We start from the raw sequence: 13,472 nt of genomic DNA, 5'->3' as shown, positions 1-13,472 counted from the left end.
GCCGGTCCTCGGCGCGGTGGCCGCGGCGGCGGCGGTGTCCGCGGTGAGCCTCCCCCTGACCCGGCCGGGGCTCGGCTGGCTCGTCGGCGGAGTCGCCGGGGCGGCGGCCCTGGTCACCGCCGCCCGGATCGCCGCCCGACCGACCGACGACACGAGCAGCGTTCAGCGGTCACCCGACGGGAGCCCCGGTCGAGCGGCCGGCCGCGACAACAGCATCCGGGGTCGGTTCGGCTGGTCCCGCCCGCTCTGGGGGCTGGCCACACTCGCCCTGCTCGGCGTCGGCACGATCCGGGCCGCAGGCTGGTTGTTCGTACTCTGCCTGCTCACCGCCGCGATGACGGCGGCACTGACCGTGGCGGGCGGGCGGTCGGTGCGCGCGATCCTGTTCTCCGGGCTGATCCCGTCGATGGCGGTGTTCCGGTCGATGCCGTGGGTCGCCAGGGGACTGGCCCGGCCGGCACGACCGGGCCAGGAACACGGAGCCGGCCGGGCACTGGCCACCGTCGCCGTCTCGCTCGTCCTGCTGACGGTCTTCGGTCTGCTCTTCTCCTCCGCCGACGCGGCGTTCGCCGGGCTGGTCGACCGCGGGCTGCCGGATCTGTCACCGTCCACCGTCGTCCGTTGGGTCTTCGTGTTCGGACTGGTCGGCGCGGCCCTGCTCGGCGCGGTCTACGTACTCGCGGCGCCACCCGACCTGACCGGGCTGACGGCCGACCCGGGCCGGAAGCGACTGCGCCGGGCCGAGTGGGTCCTGCCGGTGGCCCTGCTGGACACGCTGTTCGTGCTCTTCGTCGCGGTCCAGGTGACGAGCCTGTTCGGCGGCTCGGACCACGTCCTGCGGACCGCCGGGCTGACCTATGCCGAGTACGCCCGCAGCGGCTTCTGGCAACTGCTCGCCGTCTCCGTACTCACGTTGCTGGTGATCGGCGCGGCGGCCTGGTGGGCGCCCCGGGAGACCCGGACCGACCGGGCCCTGATCCGGATCCTGCTCGGCGGGCTGACCCTGCTGAGTCTGGTGGTGGTGGCGTCCGCCCTGTACCGGATGGACGTGTACGCCGACGCGTACGGCGCCACCCGGCTCCGGCTGCTGGTGGCCACCTGTGAACTCTGGTTGGGACTGATCTTCGTGCTGATCGCGGCGGCCGGAATACGGCTCTCCGCCGGCTGGCTTCCCCAACTGGCCCTCGGTACCGCCGTCCTCGCACTGCTCGCCCTCGCCGCCGTGAACCCGGATCGGTTGATCGCCGAGCGCAATGTCGACATGTACGCCAGGACCGGCCGGATCGACGTCGGGTACCTCTCCCGGCTCTCCGCCGACGCGGTACCCGTGTTCGACCGGCTCCCCGCCGAGCTGCGCCGGTGTGCGTCGACCACGATCGCCACCGAACTACCCCGGGACGACTGGCGGGAGACCAACCTCGGCCGGATCCGGGCCCGGCAGATCCTGGCCCGGCAGATCCTGGCCGGGCAGCCAACCGCCGAGTCACCGGTACCGCCCGTTCGGGGTACCCCCGGTAGCTCGTACACCGGCTGCTGACGACCACGGCCGGCGCCGCGACGACTTGACATTCGTGGCCAGGCGGTGAGACTGCCGAGGTGGCCACCCCCATCGATCCGCGACCGGAGCCGGGGCCGCCGGACACGTCCGCCCGGACCAGGGTGGTGCTGGCCGAGGTCGTTCGCAGCGGCACCCGCGCCGAACGGACCCGAGCCGAACTGACCCAGCAGACCCAGGTCGGCGACGCCCTGGTCCGAGGGCTGGTCCGGGCCCAGCTCGCCCTCGCCCTGCGGCTGTCCCTCGTGGTCGGGATCGGCCTGGGCGGCCTGCCCCTGCTGTTCGCGATCGCCCCGGAGGTCGGTACGGCGAAACTGTTCGGGGTCAACCTGCCGTGGCTGCTGCTCGGAGTCGGTGCGTTCCCGTTCCTGGTCGCAGTCGGCTGGGCGTACGTGCATCTGGCCGAACGCAACGAGCAGGACTTCACCGATGTGATCCAGCGGCCGGAGCGCTGAGGTGGACAACCCGTACACCGTGCCGGCGATCATCGCGGTCACCCTGGTCACGGTCGCGATCGGCTTCTACGGGTTGACCCTGGCCCGGACCACGTCGGACTTCCTGGTCGCGTCCCGGATGGTCAGCCCGACCTGGAACGCGGCCGCGATCGGCGGCGAGTACCTCTCCGCCGCGTCCTTCCTCGGCATCGCCGGACTGATCCTCAAGTACGGCGTGGACGTGCTCTGGTACCCGGTCGGGTTCGCCGCCGGTTATCTCGCCCTGCTGCTGTTCGTCGCCGCGCCGCTACGCCGGTCCGGTGCGTTCACGCTGCCCGACTTCTGTGAGGTACGGCTCGGCTCCCGGCGCCTCCGGAAACTCGCCACCGCTTTCGTGATCTTCATCGGCTGGCTGTACCTCGTACCGCAGTTGCAGGGCGCCGGGCTGACCCTGGCCACGGTCACCGGCGCGCCGTACCCGCTCGGCGCACTGCTGGTGGGTGCGGTGGTCACCGCGAACGTCGCGCTCGGCGGGATGCGGGCGGTCACCTTCGTGCAGGCGTTCCAGTACTGGCTGAAGCTCACGGCACTCGCCGTACCGGCAATTTTCCTGGCCCTCCAGTGGCAGGCGGACTCCCGGCCGGCGGTGACCCCGGTCGGCGGTCCCGTCTTCTCCACCGCGACCACCGTCGTGGTCGAGGAGCCGGCGACCCTCACCCTGCCCGACGGAACGTCCCGGGAGGTACGCCCCGGCGACGAACTGTCGTTCGCGGCCGGCGAACAGGTACCGGAAATCTCCAGCGTGGCCGCCGACAACGGGCTCGACTGGCTGCTGCCGAGCATGGCGGGCAGCGACGACCGGGGACTCTTCGCCACCTACTCGCTGATTCTGGCGACCTTCCTCGGCACGATGGGGCTGCCGCACGTGCTCGTGCGGTTCTACACGAACCCGGACGGCGCCGCCGCCCGCCGTACCACCCTGGTGGTGCTCGCCCTGGTCGGCGCCTTCTACCTACTGCCCACCCTGTACGGGGTGCTCGGCCGGATCTACACCCCGCAACTGCTGCTGACCGGGCAGACCGACGCGGTGGTGGTGCTGCTGCCCGGTGCGGCCCTGGGCAACGGCCCGACCGGACAGCTACTGGCCGCCCTGGTCTCCGCCGGGGCGTTCGCCGCCTTCCTGTCCACCTCGTCCGGACTACTCACCAGCGTGGCCGGGGTGGTCTCCACCGATCTGCTCGGTCAGGGCTCGGTACGCGACTTCCGGCTCGCCACGGTGCTCGCCGGGCTGATCCCGATGGTGCTCGCCCTCAACGTGTCCGGGCTGGACGTCTCCCAGGTCGTCGGGCTCGCCTTCGCGGTCGCCGCGTCCAGCTTCTGCCCGCTGCTGGTACTCGGAATCTGGTGGCGCGGGCTGACCGACGCCGGAGCGGCCGCCGGGATCCTGGCCGGCGGCGGTGCCGCGGTCGGCGCCGTCCTGTTCACCGTCCTCGGGCCGGAGCTGACCGGCTGGCCGGCCGTACTGATCGCCCAGCCGGCGGCCTGGACCGTTCCGCTGGCCTTCACCGTCATGGTCACCACGTCCTGGGCCACCCGACGCCGGACCCCGGCCGACGTCGGGGCCATCATGCTGCGCCTGCACGCCCCAGAGGCGCTCCGCTTGTAAGGAAGGGCCCCTTCTTATCGTTTTCTGTAGAAGAAGGGGCCCTTATTAACGCTGCTTGTTGACGCCGCAGGAGCGGGGCGCGGGCTGACGACACGGGCCGGGGTACGGATCAGCAGACGTTCGTACCGACACAGAGCCGGGCGGCGGCCCGATCGGCCAACCGGAGGGCATCGGCGCGGTCGGTCCCGTCCTTCCGCCAGATCTCGGCCAGCAGGTCCCCCTGGCGAACAAAGATCAACAGGTTCCCGAGACCCTCATTCTCGGAGTACACGAGCAGGGACTCCTCCCCGGCGAAACCCTGGCCGACGATGGAGATCTCGGCCCGATCGCGGGCAACACAGTTGTTCACGTTGGTCCGCACTGCGGCCAGGGCGCGTTTCGCGTCCTGGCCGGCGTAGCGGTCGACCCGTTGCAGGAGACTCCGCTGACCGTTCGTGAAGCTCTGTCCCCGCTCCGCGATCTTCCGACCTGGGTGCGGCCACGGATCTTTGGACTCGCAGAGGGCCGAGAGGAGGAAGTTCAAGGTCCAATCGCCGTCCACGTCCTGACCCGAGGGCCGGAACCCGGACGGAACGTCGGAGCCCTGCAACATGGCGGCGGCCGGAATGGCCCTGTCGGCCCTCGATTCCGCGTCGCTGGCGGGGCGGGACGGGGTGATCGTAGGCTCGTTGGGCGGGGTCACCGGCGGAGTCGCGGTCGGCGTGACCGGTGCGGTCGCCACGACGTCCGGCAGGTTGGGCGTACCGGAGTCGGCCAGCGCGGTCAACACGCCGGTACCGCCGCCGACCAGCAGGACGAGCGCGGTCGCCAGCACAGTCAGCGTCCGCCGTCGGGCCAACTGCCGGGCACGGTGCTGCACCTCGCTGGTCGAGGCCCAGTGGACCTGCTCGGTGTCCCGGTAGAGATCCTCGAAGACCGAATCAGGCATGGACGCTCTCCTCCTTCAGTTGCTCCCCGATCAGTTCGGCCAGAGCCTTCCGTCCCCTGGCCAGTCGGGTCTTGATCGTGTTGACCGGCGCGCCCAGGTGCGTCGCGACCTCCGCGACCGACATGTCGACCATGTGGTGCAGGACGATCGCCTCACGCTGGTCGGCCGGAATCTGGCGCAACGCCGCCACCAGCGCGGCCGCGTTCTCCGACGGCGGTGGAACCGCCGGGTCCGCTCCGTGCCGGCGGTAGGCCGTCAGGCCGTTGCGAAGCTTGCGCCAACGGTTCAGTTGGATCCGACGGGCCACGGTGCGGACCCACGCCTCCGGGTCCGCGTACCCGCCCACCTTCGACCACCGTTGCCAGGCCCGCGCGTACGCCTCCTGGACGGCGTCCTGGGCGTCCGCCATGTTGCCGCCGAGGGCGTAGAGAACGGTCACCACCCGATGTCGAGTGGACTGGTAGAAGTCCTCAAAATCGTGTTCCCCGGCCATCGCCCCTCCCGTCGAGATCCGTACCGCTAACACCCCCCAGCCCTGCTGCCGGTTTCCCGCTCGCACTGCTTTTTCAGTCGATGGAGGACAGAGCGGAGTCGATCGTGCGCTCCGACGGACCGGGTCGGTGTCCGGGGCAGCGCCTACAAGATCGTGGTGATGGGCCCGGTCCGCCCCGCCCGCCCGGCACAATGGTGCCGTGAACCGAGCCGAGCCGCCCGGCGGGCAGATCCACCACACCGATCCGTTCGCCACCCCGGAGCCGCACCGCTCTCCGGTGCGCCGGTTCCGTGGCCGAGTGCCGGCGGCGGTGACGCTGTGGACCGCGTACGGTCCGACGACCATCGGGGAAACCGCCGGCCCCGCCGGGCTGACCGTCTCGTCGACGCTGGTCGCCGACGGTGAGCCGGGACGTCTGATCGGTCTGCTGGACGAGGAGTCGGAACTGTGGGCCGCGGCGTCCGCCAGCGGACGGTTCGCGGTGACGGTGCTGGGCGCGGCACACCGGCAACTCGCCGACAGGTTCGCCGGGCTGTTCCCCGCGCCCGGCGGGCTGTTCGCGGCGGGGGAGTGGAGCCGTACGCCGTACGGCCCGGTGCCGGCCGGGGCCGGTGGTTGGGCGGGTTGCCGGCTGGACGGCGCCCGGGAGTACGGCTGGGCGCTGCTGGTCGAGGCCACCATCGAGACGGTGGACCTGTCGGACGAGGCACCGCCTCTGGTGCACCATCGCGGGCGCTATCGGGAACTGGCCGGCTGAACCGGCGGTACGGCACCGGCCGTGCCCGCAGGCGGAAGACGCCCGTCCGGGCCGGGAGGCGGGGACAGTCGTCGGCCCGCAGGCGGAAGACGCCCGTCCGGGCCGGCGGGCGGGGACAGCCGTCCGGACCGGGGAGGCTCGGCGTACGGCGTCGCCGAGCGGCGTGACCGGGGTCACTGGGCGCAGCCACCGGCCCGTTCGGCGCACCCGCTGACCAGCCAACGGATCACCGCTATCCGAGTGTCCCGGCGGCTCCATACCGTGCGCGAAACTCCCCTGCCCCTTTTTAAGGTGGTGAGACCAGCATGTCTACGGACACTCCCGCACCGGCCAGCGCGCCACCGGACCGGTACGTCGCCGTACAACAGTCGGACGAGTTCGTCGGGTTGCGTAAGGCCCTCCGTGGCTTCGTCTTCCCGATGACCGCGGCGTTCTTCCTCTGGTACGCGCTTTACGTGATCCTCTCCGCGTACGCACGCGACTTCATGGGCACCAAGCTCGTCGGCAACATCAACGTTGCCCTCGTCTTCGGCCTGTTGCAGTTCGTCTCCACGTTCCTGATCGCGTGGCTCTACTCCCGGTTCGCCGCCAGCAAGCTGGACCCGACCGCTGACCGGATCCGCGCGGAACTGGAGGGGGCGGCGGGGTCGCACGACCCGGCGGGCACGGTGACGCCGGACGACGAGGCGCAGCCGAAGGACAAGGAGGTGACGTCATGAGCGAGGCGATCAACGGTGTCGTGCTGGCCGCCGAGGCCGGCAGCAGCACCGCCCGTACCCTGACCATCACGCTCTTCCTGGTCTTCGTCGCGGTGACCCTGGGGATCACCGTCTGGGCCAGCCGGCAGACCAAGACGGCGACCGACTTCTACGCCGGTGGCCGGTCGTTCTCCGGCTTCCAGAACGGCATGGCGATCGGCGGCGACTACATGTCCGCCGCGTCGTTCCTCGGCATCGCCGGCATCATCGCGCTGTACGGCTACGACGGCTTCCTCTACTCGATCGGGTTCCTGGTCGCCTGGCTGGTGGCCCTGCTGCTGGTGGCCGAGCTGCTGCGGAACTCGGGCCGTTACACGATGGCCGACGTGCTGGCGTTCCGGATGCGGCAGAGGCCGGTCCGGACGGCTGCGGCGGTCTCCACGATCACGGTCTCGATCTTCTACCTGCTGGCCCAGATGGTTGGCGCGGGCGCGCTGGTGGCGCTGCTGCTGGGGATCCGGCCGGGTACCACGTTCCTCGGCATGGACGCGGACGCGGCGAAGATCGCCACCATCATCATGGTCGGCGCCCTCATGATCATCTACGTGACCGTGGGTGGCATGAAGGGCACCACCTACGTCCAGATCGTCAAGGCGTTCCTGCTGATGGCCGGCGCCCTGGTGATGACCATCCTGGTGTTGGCGCACTACAAGTTCAACCTGTCCACGCTGCTCGGCGACGCGGCGAACGCCTCGGGCAAGGGTTCCGCGTTCCTCGAACCCGGACTGCGGTACGGCGTCGAGGTGGCCGGCGACGCGACGCAGACCTTCTACAACAAGGTCGACCTGCTCTCCCTCGGCATCGCCCTGGTGCTCGGCACCGCCGGACTGCCACACATCCTGATCCGCTTCTACACCGTGCCGACCGCCAGGGCGGCCCGGAAGAGCGTGCTCTGGGCGATCGGCATCATCGGCACGTTCTACCTGTTCACCCTCGCCCTCGGCTTCGGCGCGGCGGCTCTGGTGGGCCGGGAGGCGATCGTCGCCCAGGACAAGGCCGGCAACACCGCGGCCCCGCAGCTCGCCGAGGCGCTCGGCATCGACTTCTTCGGTGGCGACGTCGGTGGGGCCGCGCTGCTCGCGATCATCGCGGCGGTGGCGTTCGCCACCATCCTCGCCGTGGTCGCCGGGCTGACCCTGGCCTCCTCGTCCAGCCTTGCCCACGACTTCTACGCGAACGTGGTCAAGGGCGGGCAGGCGTCCGAGCGCCAGGAGGTCAACGTCGCCCGGATCTCGGCGCTGGTGATCGGCGCGATCTCGATCGTGCTGTCGATCTTCGCGCAGAACCTGAACGTGGCGTTCCTGGTGGCGCTGGCGTTCGCGGTGGCGGCCTCCGGCAACCTGCCGGCGATCCTCTACAGCCTGTTCTGGAAGAGGTTCAACACCTCGGGCGCGGTCTGGGCGATCTACGGAGGTCTGATCAGCGCCGTCGGACTGGTGTTCTTCTCACCGGTGGTCTCCGGATCGGCGACGGCGATGTTCCCGGACCACGACTGGCACTGGTTCCCGCTGTCCAACCCGGGCATCATCTCCATCCCGGTCGGCTTCCTCTGCGGCTGGATCGGCACCCTGGTGTCGAAGGAGACGGACGCGGACAAGTACGCCGAACTCGAGGTCCGGGCCCTGACCGGAGCGGGAGCGCACTGACCGGAGCACAGGTACCGAAAGTGATAATTCGGTAACGGGTGGTGTCGGGGGACGAAAGTTACCCTGGCACCACCCGTCGCCCATTCGGCCCGGGGCGGTCGACGACTCCCCTCGGCCGCCGGAGATCAGCATCGTAGGTAGGCTGACAGCATGGTGGTAGCCCAGCGTTTCGGAGCAGAACACCGGATCCTCGTCACCGGCGGTGCCGGATTCGTCCCGTCCCACCTGGTCGACGCGCTCATCGCGCGAGGCTGCACGGTGGTCGCGGTGGACAACTTCGTCACCGGCTCCAAGGAGAACGTGGCCCACCTCGCGGACCACCCCCGGTTCACCCTGGTCGAGGCCGACATCTCGGAAGGGCTCCCCGGCCACCACCCGGCGGTCGCCGAGCGGTTCGACGCCATCCTGCACCTGGCCTCGCCGGCCAGCCCCACGGACTTCGCCACGCTACCGATCGAGATCCTCCGGGTCGGTTCGCTGGCCACCCTGCATCTGCTGGACCGCGCCGTCGCCGACCGGGCCCGGTTCGTACTGGCCTCCACCTCCGAGGCGTACGGGGACCCGCAGGTGCACCCGCAGGTCGAGACGTACTGGGGCAACGTCAACCCGATCGGCGTACGCAGCGTGTACGACGAGGCCAAGCGGTTCGCCGAGGCCAGCACGATGGCCTACCACCGCTACCACGGGCTCGATGTGGGCATCGTCCGGATCTTCAACACCTACGGGCCACGGATGCGTCCGGACGACGGGCGGGCCATCCCCACCTTCATCACCCAGGCGCTGCGCGGCGAGCCGCTGACCGTGCACGGGACCGGAACGCAGACCCGGTCCATCTGCTACGTCAGCGACCTGGTACGCGGCATCCTGATGCTGCTCGACTCGACCGAGACCGGCCCGATCAACTGCGGCACCGAGCACGAGGTGTCGATGCGGGAACTCGCCGAGACGATCGCCGCACTGGCCGGCAGCGGATCGCAGGTGAGTTACATCACCCGGACGGCCGACGACCCGGAAAAGCGGCGGCCCGACCTCACGCTCGCCCGGGAGCGGCTCGGCTACGAGCCCGAGGTGACCCCCGCCGAGGGGCTCCGCCGCACGATCGAACACTTCAGCCAGCGGTTGGCGAGGTAGCGGAGGATACCGGCTCCGTGCCAGTTCAGCCGTGGCACACAGCGGTTCCTTGGCTTCGCTACGTACCCTGAGGGCATGTTCGAGAGCCCTCCCCCGAACGCAGCCCATGGCGGCCAACGAATGACGGCCGGCGGATCCGCCGGCCGTGCCTCGGTGCCCGGACCGGCCTCGGCCGGATCGAACCGGATCTCCGGCCGGGCCCAGGTCTCGGGCGTACCCGGTCAGAGCCGCTCGGCGTACGACGGCCCCGGCGGGGGTGGTCCGGGCGGTCCCGGCGGTCCGGGCCTGCCCGGCGGTCCGGCCCGTCGTGGCCCCCGGCCGAACTGGCGGCGGATCGCCCTGGTCTCGGGCATCGCGGTACTCGTGCTGGGCCTGCTCACCAGCGGCGGCATCTGGCTGTACGTCAGAGGACTCGACAAGGGCCTGGCCCGCACCGACCCGTTCTCGGCGCTGACCGGAGACCGTCCCAAGTCGGTCAGTGGTGCGCTGAACATCCTGCTGGTCGGCAGCGACTCCCGGGATCCGGACGCCCCGGTCAACGAGGCCAGCAAGTGGCGGGCCGACACCATCATCGTGATGCACATCCCGGCGAGTCACGACAAGGCGTACCTCGTCTCGGTGCCCCGGGACCTCTACGTACCGATTCCGGACAGTCCCGGCGCGGAGTGCGGAAGCGGCGAGCGCGGAAAGATCAACGCGGCGTTCGCGTTCGGCGGCCTGCCCCTGGCGGTACGCACCGTGGAGTGCTTCACCGACGTCCGGATCGACCATGTGATGGCGATCGACTTCGCCGGGTTCAAGGAGGTCACCGACGCGCTCGGTGGGGTGGACCTCAAGGTCGAACGCAACATCACCTCGATCCACAAGCCGTTCCGGAAGTTCAAGAAGGGCACCAACCACATGGACGGGGCCGAGGCCCTGGACTGGATCCGGCAGCGGAAGCAGTTCCCGGACGGGGACTTCGCCCGGATGCGGCACCAGCAGGAGTTCCTGCGTGCCCTGATGGACAAGGCGGCCAGCTCCGGCACGCTGACCAACCCGGCCAAGCTGAACGCCTTCCTCAAGTCGGTCACCAGCGCGGTCACCGTGGACGAGGGCTTCTCCCTGGTCGACATGGCGGTCCAGTTCCGCAACCTGCGTGGGGAGAACCTGCAGTTCATCACCAGCCCGCACAACGGCAGCGAGACCATCAACGGCGAGTCCGTGGTGGTGTCCAACCGGGAGAAGGCGCTGGCGATGTACCGCGCGATGTCCTCCGACACGATGGAGGCCTGGGTACAGGCGAACGTCGCCCCGACCCCGACTCCGGCCAGCGGCGGCTGATCGGGGCCGCCGAACGCGCCGGCCGGCACCCTCACGTCACGTTGCCGTCACGTCACGTCACTGCCCCGCCACCGCCCCGCCACACAGGCGAGCCGTCCGTGCTTCCGGCCCCTCCGGCAAGCACGGACGGTTGCCGTCGTATGCCGGAAAGCGCGCTGCCGCAAAGCAACAAGAACATGTAGCGTAAGCAAATTGGGGGAAGCTTTGCGGTGTCCGTACCGCGTCGCGGCCCCGCCCCCTCACCCCCTGAACCTGGAGCAGGCATGCCGGTGCAATCTCGCCGACGTCCCCCACGGCGCGCCTCGGCGGGTCCACCCGCGCGCGCGGCGGCGGCCACCTCGCCGCCGGGCACGGGTCCGGACGACCGTGGCCCGAACGGGCAGCCCAGCAAGAGCAAGGGTGGCAAGGGTGGCAAGGGCAAGAACGGCGCGGCGGGACGACGCCGCAAGGCTCCGCTCTGGGCTCGCCTCACGCTGGTCTTCGGTGCGGTGCTGCTGGTCGCCAGCGGGGTCGGCATCACCGGTATGAAGGTCGCGATCGGCAAGGCCACCGGCAACATCCAGAAGGAGAACCTGCTCGGCACGGCCGGCAAGACCGAGGCCGAGGGCGGCGAGGACCTGGAGGGTCCGATCGACCTGCTGCTGCTCGGCATCGACGCCCGGGAACGGTTGGACGACGACAACGTCCGGGCCGACACCATCATCGTGCTGCACATCCCGGCCACCCACGACCAGGCGTACCTGCTCTCCATTCCACGGGACACCGAGGTGCAGGTGCCGGCGTTCAAGGCCAGCCGGTACAACGGCGGTACGGCGAAGGCCACCGAGGCGTTCTTCCACGGCGCCCAGAACGGTGCCGGTCTCAAGGGCGGCGCGCAGTTGATGGCGCAGACCATCCACAAGCTCACCGGGATCAGCTTCGACGGCGCGGCGATCATCAACTTCAGCGGGTTCAAGAAGGTCATCGACGCGCTCGGCAGCATTCCGATGTGCGTACGCCAGCAGGTCGAGTCCAAGCACATGACGCTCGTCAACGGTGAGCCGATGTGGAACCACGAGGCCAAGAAGGTCGGTGGCACGAAGAAGCCGGTGGTGCACAAGAAGGGCTGTCGCCAGATGAAGGGGTGGGAGGCGCTCGACTACTCCCGCCAGCGTTACGGCCTCGCCCACGGCGACTACGACCGCCAGCAGAACCAGCAGCAGCTGATCAAGGGGATGGCCAAGAAGGCGATGAGCGACGGGGTGATGACCGACCTCGGCAAGCTCAACCGGCTGATGAAGGCCGCCGGCGAGGCGCTGATCCTGGACACCGGCGGCGTCCCGACCGCGAACTTCATCTTCACCATGCGCGGGGTGGCCGCCAACGATCTCGTTCTGCTCCGGACCAACAACGGCAACTTCAGCGGTAACGGGGCCGGTCGAGAGGTGATCAACGACACCAGCCGGCAGATGTTCGCCGCGGTCAAGGCCGACCGGCTGGACGAGTTCATCATCAACAATCCGAGCGTGCTCGCACCCACCACCGCCAAGTAGCGGGGCGATCGAGTCCAACAGAAATCGCAAAAGCCGCTGAACACGCAAACCGGGCCCCTAGCCTGAAGTGAGAAAGCTTCACTCAGTCGGGCCCGGGGAGGGATCACGTTCACACCCAAGCGGGCGGCTCCGGGCGAACCCGAGCGGCCAGGACGCGCTCCATCCGGCAGCCGTACCCGTGGCGCGGGCAGCAGCCGCGCCGACCGAGGCCGACACCGGCGTAAGGCTCCCGCCTGGGCGAAGGTCGCACTCGGATTCGGGCTGGCCCTGGTGCTGATCTCCGGGGCCGGCGGGGCGGGCCTGCACATGCTGGCCGACCGCTACGACAACAGCGTGGTCAAGGAGATGCTCCTCGACCCGGCCGCCCGGCGGGAACGGGGTGACGTCACCGGACCGCTCAACTACCTGCTGGTCGGCTCCGACCAGCGCGACACGGCCGACCCGGGGACGGATCAGCGGTCGGACACGATCATGATCGCCCACCTGCCCGCCGGTCTGGACCGGGCCTACCTGATCTCCGTACCCCGGGATCTCCTGGTCGAGATCCCGCCGGCCCCGGCGGGCAACTACCCCGGCGGACCAGACAAGATCAATTCTGCCTTCCAGTACGGCGGCGGGGGCCAGGGCGGCACCCGGTTGCTGTCGGCGACGCTGACCCGACTCACCGGAATCCGCTTCGACGGCGCGGCACTTGTCAACTTCGCCGGCTTCCAGCGCGTGGTGGACCTGCTCGGCGGCGTCCGGATGTGCGTCGACACCCCGGTCCGGTCGATCCACACCAAGTCCGTCTTCAATCCCGGCTGCCACCAGATGAACGGCGCACAGGCGCTCGACTACGCCCGCCAACGCTACGACCTACCGAACGGCGACTTCGACCGGCAGCGACACCAGCAGCAGTTGCTACGGGCGATGATGGACAAGGCCACCACCACGGACATGCTCCGGAATCCGCTCCGGCTGGATCAGGTGATCCGGGCCATCGGCTCCTCGTTCACCGTCGACACCAACGGGACACCCCTGGAGGAGATGATCTTCGCGATGCGTCGGATCCGCTCCGACGGCCTGCTCGGAATCCAGCTTCCGTCCCACTCCGAGATGATCGACGAGGTCTCGTACGTGCTGCTGGACGAGCCGGCGAACACGCTGTTCGACTCGATGCGGCACACCAGTCTGGACAACTGGGTTCGAGCCAACCCAAAGTGGGTCAATCGTCTCTGAACCGGGTCCTCGCTCCGCCCCTCGATCGGAA

11 protein-coding genes and 1 pseudogene are annotated in these 13,472 nt (G+C 69.7%); 10 read left to right on the top strand and 2 right to left on the bottom strand.

What is annotated here, in order from left to right; all coding sequences use genetic code 11:
- From I0C86_RS19475 to I0C86_RS19465, 3 genes are all read left to right on the top strand, one after another.
- On the top strand, positions 1-1,537 hold a 1,537-nt coding region (locus I0C86_RS19475), incomplete at its 5' end, for a DUF4153 domain-containing protein (RefSeq protein ID WP_196202686.1).
- A gap of 59 nt (positions 1,538-1,596) precedes the next feature.
- Positions 1,597-2,010, top strand: coding sequence for a DUF485 domain-containing protein (locus I0C86_RS19470; protein WP_196202685.1), 414 nt, complete (start codon positions 1,597-1,599; stop codon positions 2,008-2,010).
- A gap of 1 nt (position 2,011) precedes the next feature.
- Positions 2,012-3,655 carry a sodium/solute symporter gene (locus I0C86_RS19465; protein ID WP_196202684.1) on the top strand — a complete coding sequence of 548 codons (1,644 nt, stop codon included), beginning with the start codon at positions 2,012-2,014 and terminating at the stop codon, positions 3,653-3,655.
- Between the two features lie 109 nt (positions 3,656-3,764).
- Here the strand turns inward: I0C86_RS19465 and I0C86_RS19460 are convergent, their stop codons facing one another.
- Both I0C86_RS19460 and I0C86_RS19455 read right to left on the bottom strand, forming a co-directional pair.
- Positions 3,765-4,583, bottom strand: a complete 819-nt coding sequence (locus I0C86_RS19460) for a hypothetical protein (protein WP_196202683.1) — start codon at positions 4,581-4,583, stop codon at positions 3,765-3,767.
- Positions 4,576-5,076 carry a SigE family RNA polymerase sigma factor gene (locus tag I0C86_RS19455; protein ID WP_196202682.1) on the bottom strand — a complete coding sequence of 167 codons (501 nt, stop codon included), beginning with the start codon at positions 5,074-5,076 and terminating at the stop codon, positions 4,576-4,578. The genes I0C86_RS19460 and I0C86_RS19455 overlap by 8 nt, the downstream gene beginning before the upstream one ends.
- Positions 5,077-5,293: 217 nt before the next feature.
- Between I0C86_RS19455 and I0C86_RS19450 the strand changes: the two are divergent.
- From I0C86_RS19450 to I0C86_RS19420, 7 genes and pseudogenes are all read left to right on the top strand, one after another.
- Positions 5,294-5,833: pseudogene (locus tag I0C86_RS19450) on the top strand (flavin reductase family protein); the annotation flags it as partial.
- A 305-nt stretch (positions 5,834-6,138) separates the two neighbouring features.
- Positions 6,139-6,552 (top strand): DUF485 domain-containing protein, encoded by a 414-nt coding sequence (locus tag I0C86_RS19445; RefSeq protein ID WP_196202680.1) that lies wholly within the window; start codon positions 6,139-6,141, stop codon positions 6,550-6,552.
- Positions 6,549-8,237, top strand: coding sequence for a solute symporter family protein (locus I0C86_RS19440; RefSeq protein WP_196202679.1), 1,689 nt, complete (start codon positions 6,549-6,551; stop codon positions 8,235-8,237). Before I0C86_RS19445 ends, I0C86_RS19440 begins: the two co-directional genes overlap by 4 nt.
- Before the next feature lie 150 nt (positions 8,238-8,387).
- Complete coding sequence (locus I0C86_RS19435) at positions 8,388-9,368, top strand: UDP-glucuronic acid decarboxylase family protein (protein ID WP_196202678.1); 981 nt, start codon at positions 8,388-8,390, stop codon at positions 9,366-9,368.
- 75 nt (positions 9,369-9,443) lie between these two features.
- Complete coding sequence (locus tag I0C86_RS19430; protein WP_196202677.1) at positions 9,444-10,691, top strand: LCP family protein; 1,248 nt, start codon at positions 9,444-9,446, stop codon at positions 10,689-10,691.
- Positions 10,692-10,954: 263 nt separating this feature from the next.
- Positions 10,955-12,223 (top strand): LCP family protein, encoded by a 1,269-nt coding sequence (locus I0C86_RS19425; RefSeq protein WP_196202676.1) that lies wholly within the window; start codon positions 10,955-10,957, stop codon positions 12,221-12,223.
- A gap of 270 nt (positions 12,224-12,493) precedes the next feature.
- Complete coding sequence (locus I0C86_RS19420) at positions 12,494-13,441, top strand: LCP family protein (RefSeq protein WP_196202675.1); 948 nt, start codon at positions 12,494-12,496, stop codon at positions 13,439-13,441.
- The last annotated feature ends 31 nt before the right edge of the window (positions 13,442-13,472 follow it).

Source organism: Plantactinospora alkalitolerans, assembly GCF_015690345.1.
Lineage (GTDB): Bacteria > Actinomycetota > Actinomycetes > Mycobacteriales > Micromonosporaceae > Plantactinospora > Plantactinospora alkalitolerans.
Note: the sequence above shows the minus strand (reverse complement) of the source record. Positions and strands in the feature narration are given on the sequence as shown.

Bases quoted from the DNA above. Each gene is read 5' to 3' on its own strand.
- I0C86_RS19460 (WP_196202683.1), bottom strand. From the start codon at position 4,583: ATGCCTGATTCGGTCTTCGAGGATCTCTACCGGGACACCGAGCAGGTC.
- I0C86_RS19455 (WP_196202682.1), bottom strand. From the start codon at position 5,076: ATGGCCGGGGAACACGATTTTGAGGACTTCTACCAGTCCACTCGACAT.
- I0C86_RS19445 (WP_196202680.1), top strand. From the start codon at position 6,139: ATGTCTACGGACACTCCCGCACCGGCCAGCGCGCCACCGGACCGGTAC.
- I0C86_RS19440 (WP_196202679.1), top strand. From the start codon at position 6,549: ATGAGCGAGGCGATCAACGGTGTCGTGCTGGCCGCCGAGGCCGGCAGC.
- I0C86_RS19435 (WP_196202678.1), top strand. From the start codon at position 8,388: ATGGTGGTAGCCCAGCGTTTCGGAGCAGAACACCGGATCCTCGTCACC.
- I0C86_RS19430 (WP_196202677.1), top strand. From the start codon at position 9,444: ATGTTCGAGAGCCCTCCCCCGAACGCAGCCCATGGCGGCCAACGAATG.
- I0C86_RS19425 (WP_196202676.1), top strand. From the start codon at position 10,955: ATGCCGGTGCAATCTCGCCGACGTCCCCCACGGCGCGCCTCGGCGGGT.